Source organism: Streptomyces sp. NPDC033845, assembly GCF_055576225.1.
The window spans coordinates 524478-540840 of record NZ_JBVIRI010000001.1; the positions used below are offsets into that span (position 1 = coordinate 524478).

Below are 16363 nucleotides of genomic sequence, written 5' to 3' on the forward strand. Positions count from 1 at the left end.
CCCGGCCCCGGCGGGCGGTACGGCGGATTTCCCGTTCCCCGGACCCCCGGCCGAAGGTGACGCTACGGTACGCCGCAGGCACATGGCGTACATGCCGCATCGTGCCGTACACCGGGGCGAGGTGGGGGGATCATGCTGGAAATGTCGAAGGGCGCCAACGTCGGTCTGGACGCGCTGAGCGAGGACACCGGTGCGGTCGTCCTCAGCCTGAACTGGACGAGCAGCTCCGGGGCCGGGGACGCGGATGTCTCGGTGCTGCTGCTGGACGGCAGCGGCAAGGTGCGCGGCGAGGGCGACTTCTGCTTCTACAACAACCCGAGCGCCGCCGACGGCAGTGTGCAGTTGCTCGGCAAGGCTCCCACCGGGAACGGTGACGCGGACCGGATCAGCGTGGACCTGTCGGCCGTCCCCTCGGAGGTCGAGCGGATCGTGGCGGCCGCGAGCCAGTACGGCGGCGCCTGTTTCGGGGATCTGGACGATCTGCGGATGACGGTGTCCGACCGGTCGGGCGAGGAGCTGCTGGGCTTCTCCATCCAGGACGCCGGAGCGGAGACCGCCTTCGTCTTCGGGGAGCTGTACCGGCGCGAGGGCGCCTGGAAGTTCCGGGCCGTCGGGCAGGGCTACGAGAGCGGCCTTGCCGGGCTGGCCACCGATTTCGGGATCGTCATCGACGATGACGCCGCCGAGGCACCGGTGCCGGAGGCGCGGCCGGACGCGGAACCGGATACCGAGCGGGAGCCCGCCCTCGGCGGGGCCACCGCGGTCCCCGCGGTCCCCGCGCAGAGCCGCGCACGCGGTACCCGGACCACCAGGAAGAAGATCACGCTCCCCCGGGCCGCCCCGAAGTCGCTGGCCGAGAACGAGTCCTGGCGGGCGGCCCGGCTGTTCCCGGCGCCGTCCCTCAAGACCGACCGGGAGCGCGAGACCCGCGCCACCTCCGTGCTGCTGTCGGTGATGTCGCAGGTGCCCGAGTTCGGACGCCGGCTGACCGCCGGGTTCGGTGCCCCGGCGGGCCGGATGCAGACGTTCACCGAGGTGTCGCTGCCGCACGGGGAAAGCCCCAGGCGGCCCGACGGGGTCATCCGTGTGGAGCGCGCGGGAAAGCTGTGGACCGCGCTCGTCGAGACGAAGACCAACGGAAGCCCGCTGAAGGCCGAGCAGGTCCAGCAGTACGTGGACATCGCCGCCCGGCGCGGCTACGAGGCCGTGATCACCCTCTCCAACGACGTGGCGCTGGAGGGGAGCCCGGTGGTCGAGGTGAAGACGGACGGCCGGCGGAAGCACAAGGTGGCCCTCTGGCACCTCTCCTGGGCGGAGGTCGCCCACCAGGCGCAGATGCTGATCCGGCACGAGGGTGTCGGCAACGCCGCGCACGCCTGGCTGCTGCGGGAGCTGCTGGACTACCTCCAGCAGGAGAACTCGGGCTGCCACGGCTTCCAGAACATGGGGGCCGCCTGGGCTCCGGTACGCAAGGGCATCGAGGACGAGACCCTCGGACCCGGTGACGAGCGTGCGGTCGAGGTGGTCGAGAACTGGGAGCGGCTGATCCGTCAGGTCTGTCTGCGGCTGGGCGGCGAGCTCGGGCAGAAGGCCCTTCCCGTCCAGCGGTCCAGGCGGGGTGTCGACCCGCGGACCCGGCGGCGCGAGGCGGCGGACCGGCTCTGCTCGGACGGCCGTCTCGGCGCGGAACTGCGCATCGACGGCACCAGCACCGTCATCGCGGTGACGGCGGATCTCCGGACGGGCCGGATCCGCAGTTCCCTCGACATCGAGGCCCCGGGCGGTTCGTATCCGCTGGCGACCGCCAAGCGGATGGTCCGCATGCTCGCCGAGGCACCGGCGGACCTGCACGTGGAGACCCTCGTCGACGGCCAAGGCGGCCCGCGCGGCACCCTGGAGCGGCTGCGGCCGGAGCCCGGCGACCTGCTGCCCAGGGACGGTGCGCCGATCGCGGGGTTCCGTCTCTCGCTGCTGAAGGGGATGGGCGGCGCCCGCGGGGCCTCGGAGTCCGGCTTCATCAGGAGCGTCGACGATGCCGTGGAACGCTTCTACCACGGGGTGGTGGCCCATGTGGGGTCCGGCGAGCGGCGTACGGCCCGCCGGGGCTGACCGGGGTGCCCCCGGCCCCGGCGGGCGGGTGCCGGCCGGGGTGGGGGCGGGGCGGGTCAGACGTCGGTGATGCGGAGGCCGGCGTGGGCCTTGTAGCGGCGGTTGACCGAGATCAGGTTGGCCACCAGTGATTCGACCTGGTGGGCGTTGCGGAGGCGGCCGGAGAAGACCCCGCGCATGCCGGGGATGCGGGCGCAGAGGGCCTGGACCAGGTCGGTGTCGGCGCGGGAGTCGCCGAGGACCATCACGTCCGTGTCGATCTCGTCCACGGTGGCGTCCTGGAGGAGGACGGCCGACAGGTGGTGGAAGGCCGCGGTGACCCGGGATCCGGGGAGCAGGGCGGCGGCCTGCTGGGCGGCGCTGCCCTCCTCGGGGGTGAGGGCGTAGGCGCCCTGCTTGTCGAAGCCGAGGGGGTTGACGCAGTCGATGACCAGCTTGCCTTCGAGGTCCTCGCGGAGGGCTTCGAGGGTCTTGGCGTGGCCGTCCCAGGGCACGGCCACGATGACGATGTCGCTGCGGCGGGCACATTCGGCGTTGTCGGCGCCTTCGACTCCGAGGCCGAGTTCGCCGGCGGCGGCGACGGCGCGGTCGGCCGCCCGCGAACCGATGATCACCTTCTGGCCGGCCCGGGCCAGCCGGTAGGCCAGGCCGCGGCCCTGGTCCCCGGTGCCGCCGAGGACGCCGACGACCAGCCCGGACACGTCCGGGAGCTCCCAGGGGTCCGCGGCCTTCGGCTTGCTGTTGCTGTCGGTAGAGGTCATGTGGCCGAGGGTACTGCCGGGTGATCCAGAGCCGAACGGGTGAGCCGGGGGCAACCTCGTCCGATTGCGCCGGACGTGCGGCAGGATGCCGCATATGGATGCCGTGAGGGTGGCGCTGCTGCGCGAGGTGCTCGCCGGTACCGAGTGGCCGCGGGCCGCCAGGCGGTTCGCCGGCTCGCTGCGGCGTTCGGTGGTGCCGTCCGGCGGCGGGCTGCTGCTGGTGGGCACCCGGGAGTACGAGCCCTGGCATCTGGCGGCGCACCTGGTGGACGAGGCGGCCTGGTCGGGACTGCCGCAGCTGGCCCCGACGCTGGTGCGGCACCGGGTGCCGGCCGGTCAGCCCCCGCACCTGTCGGTGGGCCTGGGGCGGCTGGAGGCGGCCGGGCGCGGGGAGACCCTGCTGGTGGTGGCGCCGGAGCGGCCGGCGGCCGGGCTGCTGGAGCGGGTGCACGGGGCGCGCCGGGCGGGTGCGACGGTGCTGTCCCTGGACGGCGGGGACCCGGAGCTGGCCGCCCTGTCGCACGAGGCGCTGGTGGTGGCGCCGGGTGCGGGCCCGGACCTGGACACCCTGCAGCACCTGGTGAGCGCGGCGGCCGGGGAGAACAGCCTGCCGGTGCAGCGGGGGCCGCGCCGGTTCCGGGACCGGCTGGCGCGGCTGGCCGATCAGCTGACCGCGCCGCCGCCCGCCCGCTGGTAGGGCCCCGCCCGGTCACGGCGCCCTCCGCCGGACCCCGGGCCTAGCCCGGGTCCTCTTCTCCGGTCTCGCGGGACTTGTCGTTCCACTTGGGGTCGTTCTGCCATTCGAGGTTGCGTTCCTGCGCCGTCTGCATGGCGTGGGAGGCCTCCTCGGGGGTGGCGTAGGGCCCGAACCGGTCCTTGGCGGGGCACTCGGGCCCTTCCTCGACCTTGTTGTGGACCAGGCAGTAGTACCACTCGCCGGGTTTTCCGACCTGGCGCTTCTTGAACAGGGCCATCCGCGGTCTCCTCTCGCGTCCCGGCACCCGCCGGCGTCCGCCGGGCGTCGCCGCCTTCCGCAGCCATGCTGCCCGATCCCCGCTGGATACACTCGCTTGCATGTCTGGCCAGTCGCTGCTCGTTCCAGGGGAGCTCTCCCCCACCCGTTCCGTTCCCGGCAACATCCGCCGTCCCGAGTACGTGGGGAAGCCCGCGCCCACTCCCTACAAGGGCCCGGAGGTGCAGACCCCGGAGACCGTCGAGGCCATGCGCACGGCGGGCCGGATCGCCGCCCGGGCGATGGAGGAGGCCGCGAAGCTGATCGCGCCCGGGGTCACCACCGACGAGCTGGACCGGGTGGCGCACGAGTACATGTGCGACCACGGGGCCTATCCGTCGACGCTGGGGTACCGGGGCTTCCCCAAGTCGCTGTGCTCCTCGGTGAACGAGGTCATCTGCCACGGCATCCCGGACTCCACGGTGCTGCGGGACGGCGACATCGTGAACCTGGACGTGACCGCGTACATCGGCGGGGTGCACGGCGACAACAACGCCACCTATCTGTGCGGTGACGTGGACGAGGAGTCGCGGCTGCTGGTGGAGCGCACCCGGGAGGCGCTGGAGCGGGCCATCAAGGCGGTCAAGCCGGGCCGGCAGATCAACATCATCGGCCGGGTCATCGAGTCGTACGCGAAGCGGTTCGGGTACGGGGTGGTCCGGGACTTCACCGGGCACGGGATCAACTCCTCGTTCCACTCCGGGCTGATCATCCCGCACTACGACAGCCCGCACGCGACCACGGTGATCGAGCCGGGGATGACCTTCACCATCGAGCCGATGCTGACCCTGGGCACCCACGAGTACGACATGTGGGCGGACGGCTGGACGGTGGTCACCAAGGACCGCAAGCGGACCGCCCAGTTCGAGCACACCCTGGTGGTGACGGACTCCGGGGCGGACGTGCTCACCCTTCCCTGACCCCGTCCCGTTCGGCAGCCGTCGCCCCGGCCTCCTCCTGGAGGCCGGGGCGACCGGCGTTTCCGGGGACGTTTCCGGGGACGTTTCCGGGGGCGTTTCCGGGGGGCCGGAAGGTTTTGCCGACGCACTGTCGGGAACATTGATACCGACAGACCGTCGGGATCACATTGACTTAGGTAAGCCTAAGTAGCAGGATCGGGGGTGGCGGCAGTCCGCTGCCGCACCCGGCCCGCCTTCTTCTGGAGGTCCTCTCTTGGACGCCTTCTCTACCGTCATCCGCGTCGCTTCGCACGAGCAGCACACCGAGGCCGAAACCTCGACCTTCATGAGCGACCTGCTGGGCGGACGGCTCGGAGTGGACGCCTACACGAGCTACACCGAGCAGCTGTGGTTCGTCTACCGGGCCCTGGAGGACGGCGCCGAGGCCCTGCGGGACGACCCGGTCGCCGGTCCGTTCATACAGCCCGAGCTGATGCGGGTCGCCGAGATCGAGCGCGACCTGGCCCATCTGCGCGGCCCCCAGTGGCGCGAGACCCTGGTCGCCCTGCCCGCCACCCGGGCCTACGCGGACCGGGTCGCCGCCTGCGCGGCCGAATGGCCCGGCGGCTACGTGGCGCACCACTACACCCGGTACCTCGGCGACCTCTCCGGCGGCCAGATCATCCGCGACAAGGCCGAACGCACCTGGGGCTTCGAGCGCAAGGGCGACGGGGTCCGGTTCTACGTCTTCGAGGCGATCTCCAACCCGGCCGCCTTCAAGCGCACCTACCGGGAGCTGCTGGACTCCATCTCCGCCGACGACCTGGAGAAGCAGCGCATCATCGACGAGTGCAAGCGCGCCTTCGACTTCAACGGCGCGGTCTTCCGCGAACTGGGCGAGCAGTTCCCGCTGTCGGCCTGACCGGCTGACCGGCTGACCGGCTGACGAAGGTACGGAGAGAGGGGCGGACCCGCACGGGTCCGCCCCTCTCTCCGCGTGCCCGGCCCGGCCCGGCTCCGCCGTCAGCGGGCGAACCGCACCCGGCCGCCCAGTTCCACCGTGCCGTCCGGGCCGGGGGCCGTCAGGATCTGGGATCCGGCGCCCTGGGTGATGTTCAGCGCCCGGTTGAGCTCGGCCGTCAGCAGCACCGCCGCCGAACCGGTGGCCTCGTCCTCGGTGATGATCCCGTCCGGCCGGCGCGGGAAGCCGCGCGCCCGGATCCGTCCGGCCGCCTCGTCCTCCCAGGCCCAGGCATACAGCCAGCCCTCGCCCGGGGGCGGGGCCGGCAGGGCCTCGACCTCGGCCGGATCGGCGTACTGCCGGGTGGACTTGGATGTGACCCATTCGGCGCGGACGGTGATCCAGGTGAACTCGCCGTCGTCGCGCGCCCAGACCGGGCCGACCGGCGGGTTGAGCTCCTCCACGTCCAGCAGCCAGGCGACCCCGACCAGCGGGTGCCCGGCGAAGGACATCCGGGTGCCGGGCGTGCGGATGTCGACGACCCCGCGTTCGGGGTCGTCGACGAACACCGTTTCGCTGTAGCCGAGTTCGGCGGCCAGGGCCTGCCGCTCGGCATCACCGGGGCAGGCGCCGCCGTCCCGGACGACACCCAGCGGGTTGCCGTACCGCCCGTCGCCCGCGCAGAAGACCCTGAGTACGTCGAGATCGTTCACGCGGGCATTGAAGCACGGGTCAGCCGGCGTTGACGCGACGCCTGCGCGCGAGGAACACCGCGCCCGCGCCGGCCGCCACCACCAGTCCGGAGGCGCCCAGCAGGGTGCCCGCCGGGAGCTCGGCGCCGGTGGCGGCCAGGTTGCCGCCCGTCGGGGAGGCGCCGTTGCCCCCGGTGCCGCTGCCGCTGCCGCCCGAGGTGCCGGCCGGCAGGGTGGCGTCCCGGTCCACCTTCACCGAGAAGCTCAGCGGGTCCACCGCCTGGCCCTTCTGGTACATGGAGCCGGTGGTGCCGTTGGCGAACACCGCGGCGCCCTCGGCGGTGAAGGCGGCCGGGACCGCGTTCACGGTCAGCACGCCGTTCTTGGTGCGGTAGTCGGTCTTCGAAAGGTCCAGGGTGGCGAAGGCCACGCCGGACTTGGTGCCGGAGGCGTTCTTCACGTCCAGCACCAGGGTGCCGGTCTTCCCGGAGGCGTTGATCCGCGGGTTGCTGAAGCTCATGTCGATGCCGTGGCCGGCGTACAGGAAGCGGAGGCTGCCGTTGAAGGAGGCGTTCAGCTTCTTGGACGTGGCGTCGAGGGAGCCCTTGCCGCCGGTGAAGTCGAAGACCTCACCGTTCTTGACCGCGCCGGCGGAGGGGGTGACGGTGCCGCCCGCGCCCTGCACGTAGCGGCGGAACGACTCCTTCATGCCCCAGGTGGTCTTGCCGCCGAGGATCTTCTGCGGGCCCACGACGGCCGGCTGGGACGGGGTGGCCGTCTTGGTCGGGGTGGCGGTCTTGGTGGGGGTGGCCGTCTTGGTCGGGACCGGGGTCGCGGTCTTCGTCGGCTTCGCGGTCGCGGTGGGCTTGGCGGTGGCCGTCGGCTTCGCGGTCGCGGTCGGCTTGGCCGTCGCGGTGGGCTTGGCGGTCGGCGAGCCGGTGGGCTGCGGCTTGGGCGTCTCGAAGGTCAGCTTGGCGGTGAGCGGGTCGCCCGCCTTGTTCGCGTAGCCGGCCGAACCGAGCGCGTCCGCCGCCTCCTTGGTGAGGGTGGTGGCCAGGTTCTCCATGGACTGGCCCGCGAAGGCCACCCCGGCCAGCGGCACGTCCTGGGAGGTCCTGCCGCCCTTGGTGACGTCGGCGGTGACCTTCTTGGTGCCGGTGTCGATGCGGAGGTCGGAGAGCTTGACCTCGAAGCCGTGGCCGGTCGGCGGGGCGGGCGAGAAGAAGGTGACGCTGCCCTTGAAGGCGGCCTTCACCACATGGGTGCCCATGTCGTACTGGCCGGTGGCCGAACCGAAGCGGAAGGTGCCGTCGGCGTTCTTCTGGGCCCCGTCCGCGACGGTGATCTTGCCCGCGGCCATGCCGGTGACGTAGTCGCGGTAGCTCTTCTTCACGCCCCAGTCCAGGGTGCCGCCCACGATCTTCATCTGGGTGGGCTTCCCGGCGGCGGACGCCGGGAGGATCAGGGCGGTCGCGCCGAGGGCGGCGGCGGTCAGGGTGGCGGCCGCGACGGCGATCGGGCGGCGGAGGGACGAGGACATGGCTGAGGTTCTCCTGTTGGCGGAAGGAAGCTGAACGGAGGGGGGGTTCGGCGCGCGGTGCGCCGTCGTACGGAGTGCGGTGCGGGTCACGCCTCGGGGGTGGTGGCGGACCCGCGCCTGCGGAGGATCAGGAAGGCGGCGCCGCCGACGAGCACCAGCACGGCGGCACCGAGGGAGACGTAGAGCCCGGTGTCGGAGGACTCCCCGGCCGCGTCGGCCCGGTCGGCCCCGGCCGCGGGGGCGGCGGATCCGGTGGGGGCGCCGCCGGCCGGGGCGGTACCGGTGGCGGAGCCGAGGTCGGGCAGGGCCGGCAGCTTGGCCGTGGCGTCGTGGGCGACGGCGAGGGAGACGGGGTCCATCTCGGTGCCGGCCTTGTACATGCCGTTGAAGGCCTTGGACCCGCCCTCGGTGAGGGTGGCCGGAGCCTCGGTCAGCACGGTCAGCGGTCCCTGGGTCTTCAGTGCCTTGGCGTCGAACTCCACGAGCGGGACGGCCGGTTCGGTCTTCCCGGCGGTGGTGACGTCGGCGGTCAGCATGCCCTTGCCGTTCGCCACCCGGACGGTCACCTTGCCGAGCCGGAGGTCCAGATGGGCCCCGGTGAAGTGGACGCTGCCGGCGAAGGCCGCGTCCAGGGTGCCCTTCGCGCCGTCGTAGCGGCCCTTGCCCTGGGGGAAGCGGAACAGCGCTCCACCGTCCTGGGCGCCCTCGGCGAGCGCCCACTTGCCCTGGCCGATCGAGCCGGTGACGTACTCGCGGAAGGTGCGGCGGACGCCCCAGTCGACGGCGGCGTCGGTGAACGCGCCCTGCGGGACACCGGCCGCCGGGGTGGAGCCCGGCGCGGGGGTGGCCGAGGGCGCGGGGGTGGCCGCCCCGCCGGCCCGGACGTCGGCGGACAGCGAGACCGGGTCGAGCTTGGTGCCGGCCGGGTAGTAGCCGGCGAAGGAGGCGGCGCCGTCGGCGGTGAGGGTGGCCGGGACGTTCGCCAGGGCGACGGTGTTCCCGTCGCCCTTCAGGGCCCCCGCGGGCACGGTGAGTTCGGCGAAGGGGACCCGGGTGCGGGTGGTGACCTGCCCGGTGTCCTTGGCCCTGCCGGTGACGTCCACGAACAGGGTGCCCTTGCCGCCGGAGACCCGGACGGCGGGACGGCTGACGGTGAGGTCCAGTTCGTAGGACCCGTCCGGCTTCTGGTGGCCCTGGAACTGCACCCCGCCGCCGAACGCCGCGTCGAGGGCGCCGGTGGCCGGGTCGTGGGTGCCGGTGGCCGAGTGGAAGCGGAACAGGCTGCCGCCGACCGTGGCGGCCCCGTCCTTCAGCCGGAAAGCGCCTTTCCCGATCGGCCCCGTGACATAACTCTGGAACGAGGACTTGATGCCCCAGTCGAGTCGGCCGCCCTGTACGGTGCGGTCCGCCGCGTGCGCGGCGCCGGCCGGGAGCAGGACGCCCAGCAGTGCCGCGAACAGCGCCAGCGACATGGCCTTGGGCCAGGACGCGGCGGTGCCACGGACAGATCTCACGGGCATGGAAAGTCCCCTCCAGGGTCTAGCAAGCGAGGTTAGGCTAACCTAAGCTACCTCGGGCCGGGTTTGGCAACCCCCCGGCCCCCAGAACCTCATCCGGAATCCAGCCGGACTTCAGCCGGACGACAGGACGGTGCCTTCGTGCCTACGCCCGCAGCCCCCACCCGCCCCAGCCGCCTCGGGCGCCTCGGGCGCCTCGCGCTCGGAGTGGCCGCGCTCGCCCTCGCGGTGACCGGCTGCGCGGGGAACGCGGCCGGACCCGGCCCCTCGGCCTCACCCGCCGCCGCACCGGACCGGGTCGAACCGCTCGCGTCCGTACCGGTCCCGGCCCTCCCCGTGACGGTCCCCTCCGCCGACGGACACCGGGTCACCATCACCTCGGCGGACCGGATCGTTCCGCTGACCGGCAGCCTCAGCGAGATCGTGCACACCCTCGGACTCGGCCGCCGGGTCATCGCCCGGGACATCACCACCACCTTCGAACAGGCCGCGCAGCTCCCCGTGGTGACACGAGCACACGACGTCTCGGCCGAGAGCGTGCTGTCCCTCCGCCCGACCCTGGTCCTCGCCGAGACCACCACCGGCCCCGCCGAGGCCGTCCAGCAGATCCGCGACGCCGGGATCCCGGTCCTGGTCGTCGCCCCCGCCAAGTCCCTGGCCGACGTGCCGAAGCGGATCGGCACCGTCGCCGCCGCGCTCGGCGTCCCGGGGGCCGGCGAGGAGCTCAAGCGGCGCACCGCCGACCGGCTCGCCGCCGCCGCCGAGGAGGTCCCGGCCGCCGCCGGCGGCAAGAAGCCCCGGGTCGCCTTCCTCTACCTCCGGGGCACCGCCTCGGTCTACATGCTGGGCGGCGCGGAATCCGGCGCCGCCTCCCTGCTGGAGGCCGCCGGGGCACTGGACGCCGGCAAGGAGTCCGGACTCACCAAGGACTTCACCCCGATCACCAGCGAGGCCCTCGCCGCCGCCGCGCCCGACGCCATCCTGGTGATGGCTAAGGGGCTGGAATCCGTCGGCGGGGTCGACGGCCTGGTGAAGATCCCGGGCGTGGCCCAGACCCCGGCCGGACTGGACCGCCGGGTGGTCACCGTGGACGACGGGATCCTCCTCAACTACGGCCCGCGGACCGACGAGGTGCTGCACGCCCTGATCGCCCAGCTCTACCACCCCGGCAAGGCGTGAACCGGTGACCCTCTCCTACGATCCCCCGCACGACACCGAGGACCGCACCGTGCCCACCGACACCCCCGCGTCCCCGACCGTCCCGGAGCCGGAACGGGCCCCGGCACGGACCCCGGAGCAGGCGCCCGGGCCCGGCACCGGGCCGCTCGCGAAGGCCGGGAAGCGCCCCGGCCGGGGCCGGGCCCCGCTGTTCCTCGGACTGCTGTCCGCCGCCCTGCTGGTGCTCGCCGTGGTGTCCGCCGGAACCGGCGCCTTCCCCATCCCCACCGCCGACGTGCTCGGCTCGGTGGCGCACCGCCTCGGCCTCGGCGGCGCCCCGCTCGACCGGGTCGGCGAGAGCGTCCTGTGGAACGTACGGCTCCCCCGCGTGGTGCTCGCCCTGCTCGTCGGGGCCAGCCTCGGCTGTGCCGGCGCCCTGATGCAGGGAGTGTTCGGCAACCCGCTGGCCGAACCCGGGGTGATCGGCATCTCGGCCGGAGCCGCCGTCGGAGCGGTCGCCGCCATCGGGCTCGGACTCTCCTTCTTCGGCAACTGGACCATCACCGCCTGCGCGTTCGTCTCCGGCCTGGTCACCGTGGCCGCCGTCTACCTGCTCTCCCGCAGCGGCGGCCGCACCGAGGTGGTCACCCTGATCCTCACCGGCATCGCTGTCAACGCCTTCGCCGGAGCCCTGATCGGCCTGTTCGTGTTCTTCGCGGACAGCGGCCAGGTCAACCAGATCACCTTCTGGCAGCTCGGCTCGCTCGCCCAGGCCACCTGGCCCAAGGTGCTGGCCGTCCTCCCCTGCGCCCTCGCCGGACTGCTGATCGCCCCGTTCTACGCCCGCCGGCTGGACCTGCTGGCGCTGGGCGAACGCCCGGCCCGGCACCTCGGGGTGGACGTGGAACGGCTGCGGATGGGGCTGATCCTGCTGGTCGCCCTGCTGACCGCGGCGGCCGTCGCGGTGGCCGGCATCATCACCTTCGTCGGCCTGCTGGTCCCGCACCTGCTGCGGATGGCCAACGGCCCGGGCCACCGCTTCCTGGTGCCGGGCAGCGCCCTCGCCGGAGCCGTGGTCCTGGTGGCCGGGGACCTGGCCGCCCGTACCCTCGCCCAGCCAGCCGAGCTGCCGCTCGGCGTGCTGACCGCCCTGCTCGGCAGCCCGTTCTTCTTCTGGCTGCTGCGCCGGACCCGTCGCAAGCAAGGAGGCTGGGCATGAGCCGGCTGACCGCACTGGCCGCCGGACTCGCCAACGAGGTGACCGCCTCGGTGGCGGGCGGACTCGCCTTCCGGCGCGCCCGGCGCACCCCGCCCGAGCCGGTCGCGCCCGGCACCGCCGTCGCCGAGGCGGCCGCGGTGCACGTCCGGCTGGGGCAGCGGGAGGTGCTCGCCGGGATCGACCTGACCGCGCGGGCCGGCGAGGTCCTCGCCCTGGTCGGGCCCAACGGCGCCGGGAAGTCCACCCTGCTGGCCGCGCTGTCCGCCGACCTGCCCGCCGCCGGCGGGGTGATCAGGATCGACGGCCGCCCGGTCGGCGACTGGTCGGCCCCCGAACTGGCCCTGCGCCGCTCGGTGCTCCCCCAGTCCGCCGCGCTGTCCTTCCCGTTCCCGGTGGAGGACGTGGTCCGGATGGGCCGCGCGCCCTGGGCGGGCACCCCCCGCGAGGAGGAGGACGACACGGCGGTGGCCGCCGCGATGGCCGCCACCGAGGTGGAGGCCTTCGCCGGGCGGCCGTTCTCCGCGCTCTCCGGCGGGGAGCGGGCCCGGGTGGCGCTGGCCCGGGTGCTGGCCCAGCGGGCCCCGCTGCTGCTGCTCGACGAGCCGACCGCCGCGCTGGACCTGCGCCACCAGGAACTGGTGCTGCGGATCTGCCGGGAGCGGGCCGCGGCCGGGGACGCCGTGGTGGTGGTCCTGCACGACCTGGGCCTGGCGGCCGCCTACGCCGACCGGGCCGCGGTGCTGCACGGCGGCCGGATCGCCGCCGCCGGACCGCCCTCCGAGGTGTTCGAGGACGCCCTGCTGAGCCGGGTCTACCGGCAGCCGGTGGAGGTCCTCCCGCACCCGCGGACCGGCGCCCCGCTGGTGGTGCCGGTCCGCTGACGGGCGCCTCCACCCCGCCCGGAAGCGGCATTTGACTGCCGCTTGACCTGCGCTTGGGCCCCTCCTGAGGGCTTCGTGACCGTTCCGTTTCGCAAGCCGGAAGGTGTTGCCCGAATCACCGTACGGCGGGGTACACCCTGGGTAAGGGTGTACTAAGTTAGGCGCGCCTCACCGGCCCCGCTCCCGTCTCGGAGCGGCCCCCCGCCGATTCGCCAGGAGCCCTCCATGCGCCCCGCAGCCCGCCACACCGTCCTCACCGCGGCCGCCGCCGCGGCCGCGCTCACCGCCGTCACCGGCTGCGCCGAGAAGGCCGACCCGCAGGGCGCCGACGCCATCCGCGTCACCGCCTCCGACGACGCCTGCGAGGTCTCCACCAAGGAGTTCCCGGCCGGGAAGATCTCCCTGGAGGTCGAGAACAAGGGCTCAAAGGTCACCGAGGTCTACGTGCTGTTCCCGGACGACCGGATCGTGACCGAGCGGGAGAACATCGGCCCCGGCACCAAGGCGCACATCACCGCCGAGATCAAGGCCGGCTCGTACGAGATCGCCTGCAAGCCCGGCACGAAGGGCAACGGCATCCGCCAGCAGGTCAAGGCCACCGGCCAGGGCACCGGCGCCCAGCGCAGCCCCGAGATGGACGCCGCGGTCGCCGCCTACCGGACGTACGTGCTGGAGCAGGCCGAGGCGACCGTCCCGCTGGCCCAGGCCTTCGCGGACGCCGTCAAGGCCGGCGACGTGGCCGCCGCCAAGAAGGCGTACGCGCCCTCGCGGATCGGCTGGGAGCGCACCGAGCCGGTCGCCGAGTCCTTCGGCGACATCGACCCCAAGGTCGACGTCCGCGAGGACGGTCTGGAGGCCGGCCAGGACCCGGCGAAGGACTGGACCGGCTGGCACCGCCTGGAGAAGGCACTGTGGCAGGACGGGAAGATCGGCGACACCGAGAAGCAGCTCGCCGACCGTCTGATGACCGACCTCAACGACTGGCGCAAGCGGGTCGGCCAGGCCGAGATCACCCCCACCTCGATGGCCAACGGCGCCAAGGAGCTCCTCGACGAGGTCGCCAGCGGCAAGGTCACCGGCGAGGAGGAGCGCTACAGCCACACCGACCTCGTCGACTTCAAGGCCAACATCGAGGGCGCGGAGAAGGCCTACACCCTGCTCAAGCCCATCGCCGCCAAGAACGACCCGGCGCTGGCCGCCGAACTGGACAAGCAGTTCGCGGCGATGAACACCCTCCTCGACACCTACCGGGCCGACAAGAACGGCTACGAGTTCACCTCCTACGACAAGGTCGGGCAGCCGCAGCGCAAGCAGCTGTCGGACGCGGTCAGCGCGCTCGGCGAGCCGCTGTCCAAGCTGGCCGCCGCCGTCGTCAGGTAACGGGCCATGGAGACCACGGACATGTCCGCAGAAGAGACCCCGCAGCCCGGCGAGCCCGGGGAAGCCGGCGAGACCGGCCGGGCCGGGGCGCGGCCGTCCCGCCGTGCCGTGCTGGGCTGGGGCGGTGCCGGGCTGGCGCTCGGTGCCGCCGCGGCCGGCGGCACCGCCGCCCTGCTGCGCGAGGACCGGGACCCGGTCCACGCGGCCGTGACCGGCGCCGCCGTGCCCTTCCACGGCGCGCACCAGGCGGGCGTCTCGACGCCCGTGCAGGACCGGCTGCACTTCGCCGCCTTCGACGTGCGCACCACGGACCGGGCCGAGCTGGTGCGGCTCCTGAAGGACTGGACCCGGGCGGCCGAGCGGCTGACCGCCGGTCTGCCGGTCGGCGAGGGTGCCGTCGGCGGGCTGCCGGAGGCGCCGCCGGACGACACCGGCGAGGCCCTCGGCCTGAAGCCGTCCCGGCTCACCCTGACGGTGGGTTTCGGACCCGGTCTCTTCGCCAAGGGCCGCTTCGGCCTGGAGGACCGGCGCCCCGAAGGCCTTCTGGACCTGGAGGCGTTCCCCGGCGACAACCTGGACCGGGCCCGCTCCGGCGGCGACCTCTGTGTGCAGGCCTGCGCCGACGACCCCCAGGTCGCCGTGCACGCCATCCGCCAGCTGGCCCGGATCGGCTTCGGGAAGACCGCGATGCGCTGGTCCCAGCTGGGCTTCGGCAAGACCTCCTCCACCACCCCGGACGCCCAGACCCCCCGCAACATGATGGGCTTCAAGGACGGCACCCGGAACGTCTCCGGCACCGACACCGCCGCCCTGGACAAGCACGTGTGGGTGGCCGAGGGCGACGGCGGCAGCGCCGGCTCCTGGCTGGCCGGGGGCTCCTACCTGGTGGCCCGCCGGATCCGGATGAACATCGAGACCTGGGACCGCACCCCGCTCCAGGAGCAGGAGGACATCTTCGGCCGCGACAAGGCCGAGGGCGCCCCGGTGGGCAAGTCCAGGGAACGCGACGAGCCCTTCCTCAAGGCCATGAAGCCGCAGGCGCACGTCCGTCTCGCCCACCCCGACACCAACGGCGGCGCGATGATGCTGCGCCGCGGCTACTCCTTCACCGACGGCACCGACGGACTGGGCCGGCTCGACGCGGGCCTGTTCTTCCTCGCCTACCAGCGCGACCTGCGCAAGGGCTTCATCCCGGTCCAGCGCAACCTGGCCCGGTCCGACGTCCTCAACGAATACATCCAGCACGTGGGTTCGGCCGTCTTCGCCGTCCCGCCGGGCGTCCGCGACAGCGACGACTGGTGGGGCCGGGCGCTGTTCTCCTAGGGAGTCACCGGCATGTTCGGCAACTATCTGATCGGTCTGCGCGAAGGGCTGGAAGCCAGCCTGGTCGTCTGCATCCTGGTCGCCTACCTCGTCAAGACCGGTCACCGGGACCGGCTGCCGCCCATCTGGCTGGGCGTCGGCCTGGCCGTCGCCCTCAGCCTGGGCTTCGGCGCCGCCCTCGAATTCGGCACCCAGGAGCTGACGTTCGAGGCGAAGGAGGCCATCGGCGGCACCCTGTCGATCGTCTCGGTGGGGCTGGTCACCTGGATGGTGTTCTGGATGAAGCGCACCGCCCGCCATCTGAAGGCCGAGCTGCACGGCAAGCTGGACGCGGCGCTCGCGGTCGGCACCGGGGCGCTGGTCACCACGGCGTTCCTGGCCGTCGGCCGGGAGGGCATCGAGACCTCGCTGTTCGTCTGGGGTTCGGTCCGGGCCGCCGGTGACGGCGCGGGCCCGCTCACCGGGGTCCTGCTGGGCATCGCCACCGCCGTGCTGCTGGGCTGGCTGTTCTACCGGGGCGCCCTGCGCATCAACCTGGCGAAGTTCTTCACCTGGACCGGCGGCATGCTGGTGGTGGTGGCCGCGGGGGTGCTCGCGTACGGGGTGCACGACCTCCAGGAGGCGGACTTCCTGGGCGGGCTCACCGACAAGGCCTTCGACATCAGCTCCGCGGTCCCGCCGGACAGCTGGTACGGCACCCTGCTGAAGGGCACCGTCAACTTCCAGCCCGACCCGACGGTGCTCCAGCTGACGGTGTGGGCCCTCTATCTGGTCCCGGTGCTGGCCCTGTTCCTGCTCCCGTCCGGCGGATGGCGCCGCGCCGGCGGCAGCAACAACAGCAACTGACGGTGGCCGGGGCGGCTCACCACAGCAGCTCCCGCTCGGCGAAGCCCAGCACGGGGGCGGCCGGG

Annotated in this window: 15 protein-coding genes; 10 read left to right on the forward strand and 5 right to left on the reverse strand. The window is 73.2% G+C overall.

The features are described from left to right. Positions 1–132 precede the first annotated feature (132 nt). Entirely contained in the window at positions 133–2109 is a 1977-nt protein-coding gene (locus tag ACZ50K_RS02420; protein WP_468896467.1) for a TerD family protein, read from the forward strand. A 56-nt stretch (positions 2110–2165) separates the two neighbouring features. Here the strand turns inward: ACZ50K_RS02420 and npdG are convergent, their stop codons facing one another. After that, entirely contained in the window at positions 2166–2870 is a 705-nt protein-coding gene (gene npdG / locus ACZ50K_RS02425; RefSeq protein ID WP_468896469.1) for an NADPH-dependent F420 reductase, read from the reverse strand. Between the two features lie 94 nt (positions 2871–2964). Between npdG and ACZ50K_RS02430 the strand changes: the two genes are divergently transcribed. Beyond that, the gene (locus ACZ50K_RS02430) at positions 2965–3567 is read left to right on the forward strand and encodes a hypothetical protein (protein ID WP_468896470.1); all 603 of its coding nucleotides are present in this window, start codon (positions 2965–2967) and stop codon (positions 3565–3567) included. Between the two features lie 40 nt (positions 3568–3607). Here ACZ50K_RS02430 and ACZ50K_RS02435 read toward each other — a convergent pair whose 3' ends face one another. Beyond that, the gene (locus ACZ50K_RS02435) at positions 3608–3844 is read right to left on the reverse strand and encodes a hypothetical protein (RefSeq protein WP_468896472.1); all 237 of its coding nucleotides are present in this window, start codon (positions 3842–3844) and stop codon (positions 3608–3610) included. A 100-nt stretch (positions 3845–3944) separates the two neighbouring features. Here ACZ50K_RS02435 and map point away from each other — a divergent pair, with 100 nt between their 5' ends. Both map and ACZ50K_RS02445 read left to right on the forward strand, forming a co-directional pair. Beyond that, positions 3945–4802, forward strand: coding sequence for a type I methionyl aminopeptidase (gene map, locus ACZ50K_RS02440; protein ID WP_468896474.1), 858 nt, complete (start codon positions 3945–3947; stop codon positions 4800–4802). Positions 4803–5055: 253 nt separating this feature from the next. Next, the gene (locus ACZ50K_RS02445; RefSeq protein WP_468896476.1) at positions 5056–5703 is read left to right on the forward strand and encodes a biliverdin-producing heme oxygenase; all 648 of its coding nucleotides are present in this window, start codon (positions 5056–5058) and stop codon (positions 5701–5703) included. A 101-nt stretch (positions 5704–5804) separates the two neighbouring features. On the opposite strand, the gene ACZ50K_RS02450 is transcribed toward ACZ50K_RS02445, so the two are convergent. The 3 genes from ACZ50K_RS02450 to ACZ50K_RS02460 form a co-directional block, all read right to left on the reverse strand. Beyond that, positions 5805–6455 carry a PhzF family phenazine biosynthesis protein gene (locus tag ACZ50K_RS02450; protein ID WP_468896478.1) on the reverse strand — a complete coding sequence of 217 codons (651 nt, stop codon included), beginning with the start codon at positions 6453–6455 and terminating at the stop codon, positions 5805–5807. Between the two features lie 19 nt (positions 6456–6474). Beyond that, complete coding sequence (locus tag ACZ50K_RS02455) at positions 6475–7974, reverse strand: HtaA domain-containing protein (RefSeq protein WP_468896481.1); 1500 nt, start codon at positions 7972–7974, stop codon at positions 6475–6477. An 86-nt stretch (positions 7975–8060) separates the two neighbouring features. Then, the gene (locus ACZ50K_RS02460; protein ID WP_468896484.1) at positions 8061–9494 is read right to left on the reverse strand and encodes an HtaA domain-containing protein; all 1434 of its coding nucleotides are present in this window, start codon (positions 9492–9494) and stop codon (positions 8061–8063) included. A gap of 138 nt (positions 9495–9632) precedes the next feature. Here ACZ50K_RS02460 and ACZ50K_RS02465 point away from each other — a divergent pair, with 138 nt between their 5' ends. The 6 genes from ACZ50K_RS02465 to efeU all read left to right on the forward strand — a co-directional run bounded on the left by ACZ50K_RS02465 (position 9633) and on the right by efeU (position 16298). Continuing rightward, a complete protein-coding gene (locus tag ACZ50K_RS02465; protein ID WP_468896487.1) occupies positions 9633–10670 on the forward strand; it encodes a heme/hemin ABC transporter substrate-binding protein in 1038 nt (345 codons plus the stop codon). A 49-nt stretch (positions 10671–10719) separates the two neighbouring features. After that, a complete protein-coding gene (locus ACZ50K_RS02470; RefSeq protein ID WP_468897177.1) occupies positions 10720–11868 on the forward strand; it encodes a FecCD family ABC transporter permease in 1149 nt (382 codons plus the stop codon). Then, complete coding sequence (locus ACZ50K_RS02475; protein ID WP_468896490.1) at positions 11865–12749, forward strand: heme ABC transporter ATP-binding protein; 885 nt, start codon at positions 11865–11867, stop codon at positions 12747–12749. The genes ACZ50K_RS02470 and ACZ50K_RS02475 overlap by 4 nt, the downstream gene beginning before the upstream one ends. A gap of 225 nt (positions 12750–12974) precedes the next feature. Continuing rightward, positions 12975–14129 carry an iron uptake system protein EfeO gene (gene efeO / locus ACZ50K_RS02480; protein WP_468896493.1) on the forward strand — a complete coding sequence of 385 codons (1155 nt, stop codon included), beginning with the start codon at positions 12975–12977 and terminating at the stop codon, positions 14127–14129. Between the two features lie 21 nt (positions 14130–14150). Next, positions 14151–15452, forward strand: a complete 1302-nt coding sequence (efeB, locus tag ACZ50K_RS02485) for an iron uptake transporter deferrochelatase/peroxidase subunit (protein ID WP_468896496.1) — start codon at positions 14151–14153, stop codon at positions 15450–15452. Positions 15453–15464: 12 nt separating this feature from the next. After that, positions 15465–16298: an iron uptake transporter permease EfeU gene (gene efeU, locus ACZ50K_RS02490; protein ID WP_468896499.1), complete on the forward strand. Its 834-nt coding sequence runs from the start codon at positions 15465–15467 to the stop codon at positions 16296–16298. Positions 16299–16363 lie beyond the last annotated feature (65 nt).

Excerpts from the sequence above, each read along its gene's own strand:
- efeU (WP_468896499.1), top strand. The coding sequence starts at position 15,465 with ATGTTCGGCAACTATCTGATCGGTCTGCGCGAAGGGCTGGAAGCCAGC.
- ACZ50K_RS02435 (WP_468896472.1), bottom strand. The coding sequence starts at position 3,844 with ATGGCCCTGTTCAAGAAGCGCCAGGTCGGAAAACCCGGCGAGTGGTAC.
- ACZ50K_RS02475 (WP_468896490.1), top strand. The coding sequence starts at position 11,865 with ATGAGCCGGCTGACCGCACTGGCCGCCGGACTCGCCAACGAGGTGACC.
- efeO (WP_468896493.1), top strand. The coding sequence starts at position 12,975 with ATGCGCCCCGCAGCCCGCCACACCGTCCTCACCGCGGCCGCCGCCGCG.
- efeB (WP_468896496.1), top strand. The coding sequence starts at position 14,151 with ATGTCCGCAGAAGAGACCCCGCAGCCCGGCGAGCCCGGGGAAGCCGGC.
- ACZ50K_RS02430 (WP_468896470.1), top strand. The coding sequence starts at position 2,965 with ATGGATGCCGTGAGGGTGGCGCTGCTGCGCGAGGTGCTCGCCGGTACC.
- npdG (WP_468896469.1), bottom strand. The coding sequence starts at position 2,870 with ATGACCTCTACCGACAGCAACAGCAAGCCGAAGGCCGCGGACCCCTGG.
- ACZ50K_RS02455 (WP_468896481.1), bottom strand. The coding sequence starts at position 7,974 with ATGTCCTCGTCCCTCCGCCGCCCGATCGCCGTCGCGGCCGCCACCCTG.
- ACZ50K_RS02420 (WP_468896467.1), top strand. The coding sequence starts at position 133 with ATGCTGGAAATGTCGAAGGGCGCCAACGTCGGTCTGGACGCGCTGAGC.
- map (WP_468896474.1), top strand. The coding sequence starts at position 3,945 with ATGTCTGGCCAGTCGCTGCTCGTTCCAGGGGAGCTCTCCCCCACCCGT.
- ACZ50K_RS02460 (WP_468896484.1), bottom strand. The coding sequence starts at position 9,494 with ATGCCCGTGAGATCTGTCCGTGGCACCGCCGCGTCCTGGCCCAAGGCC.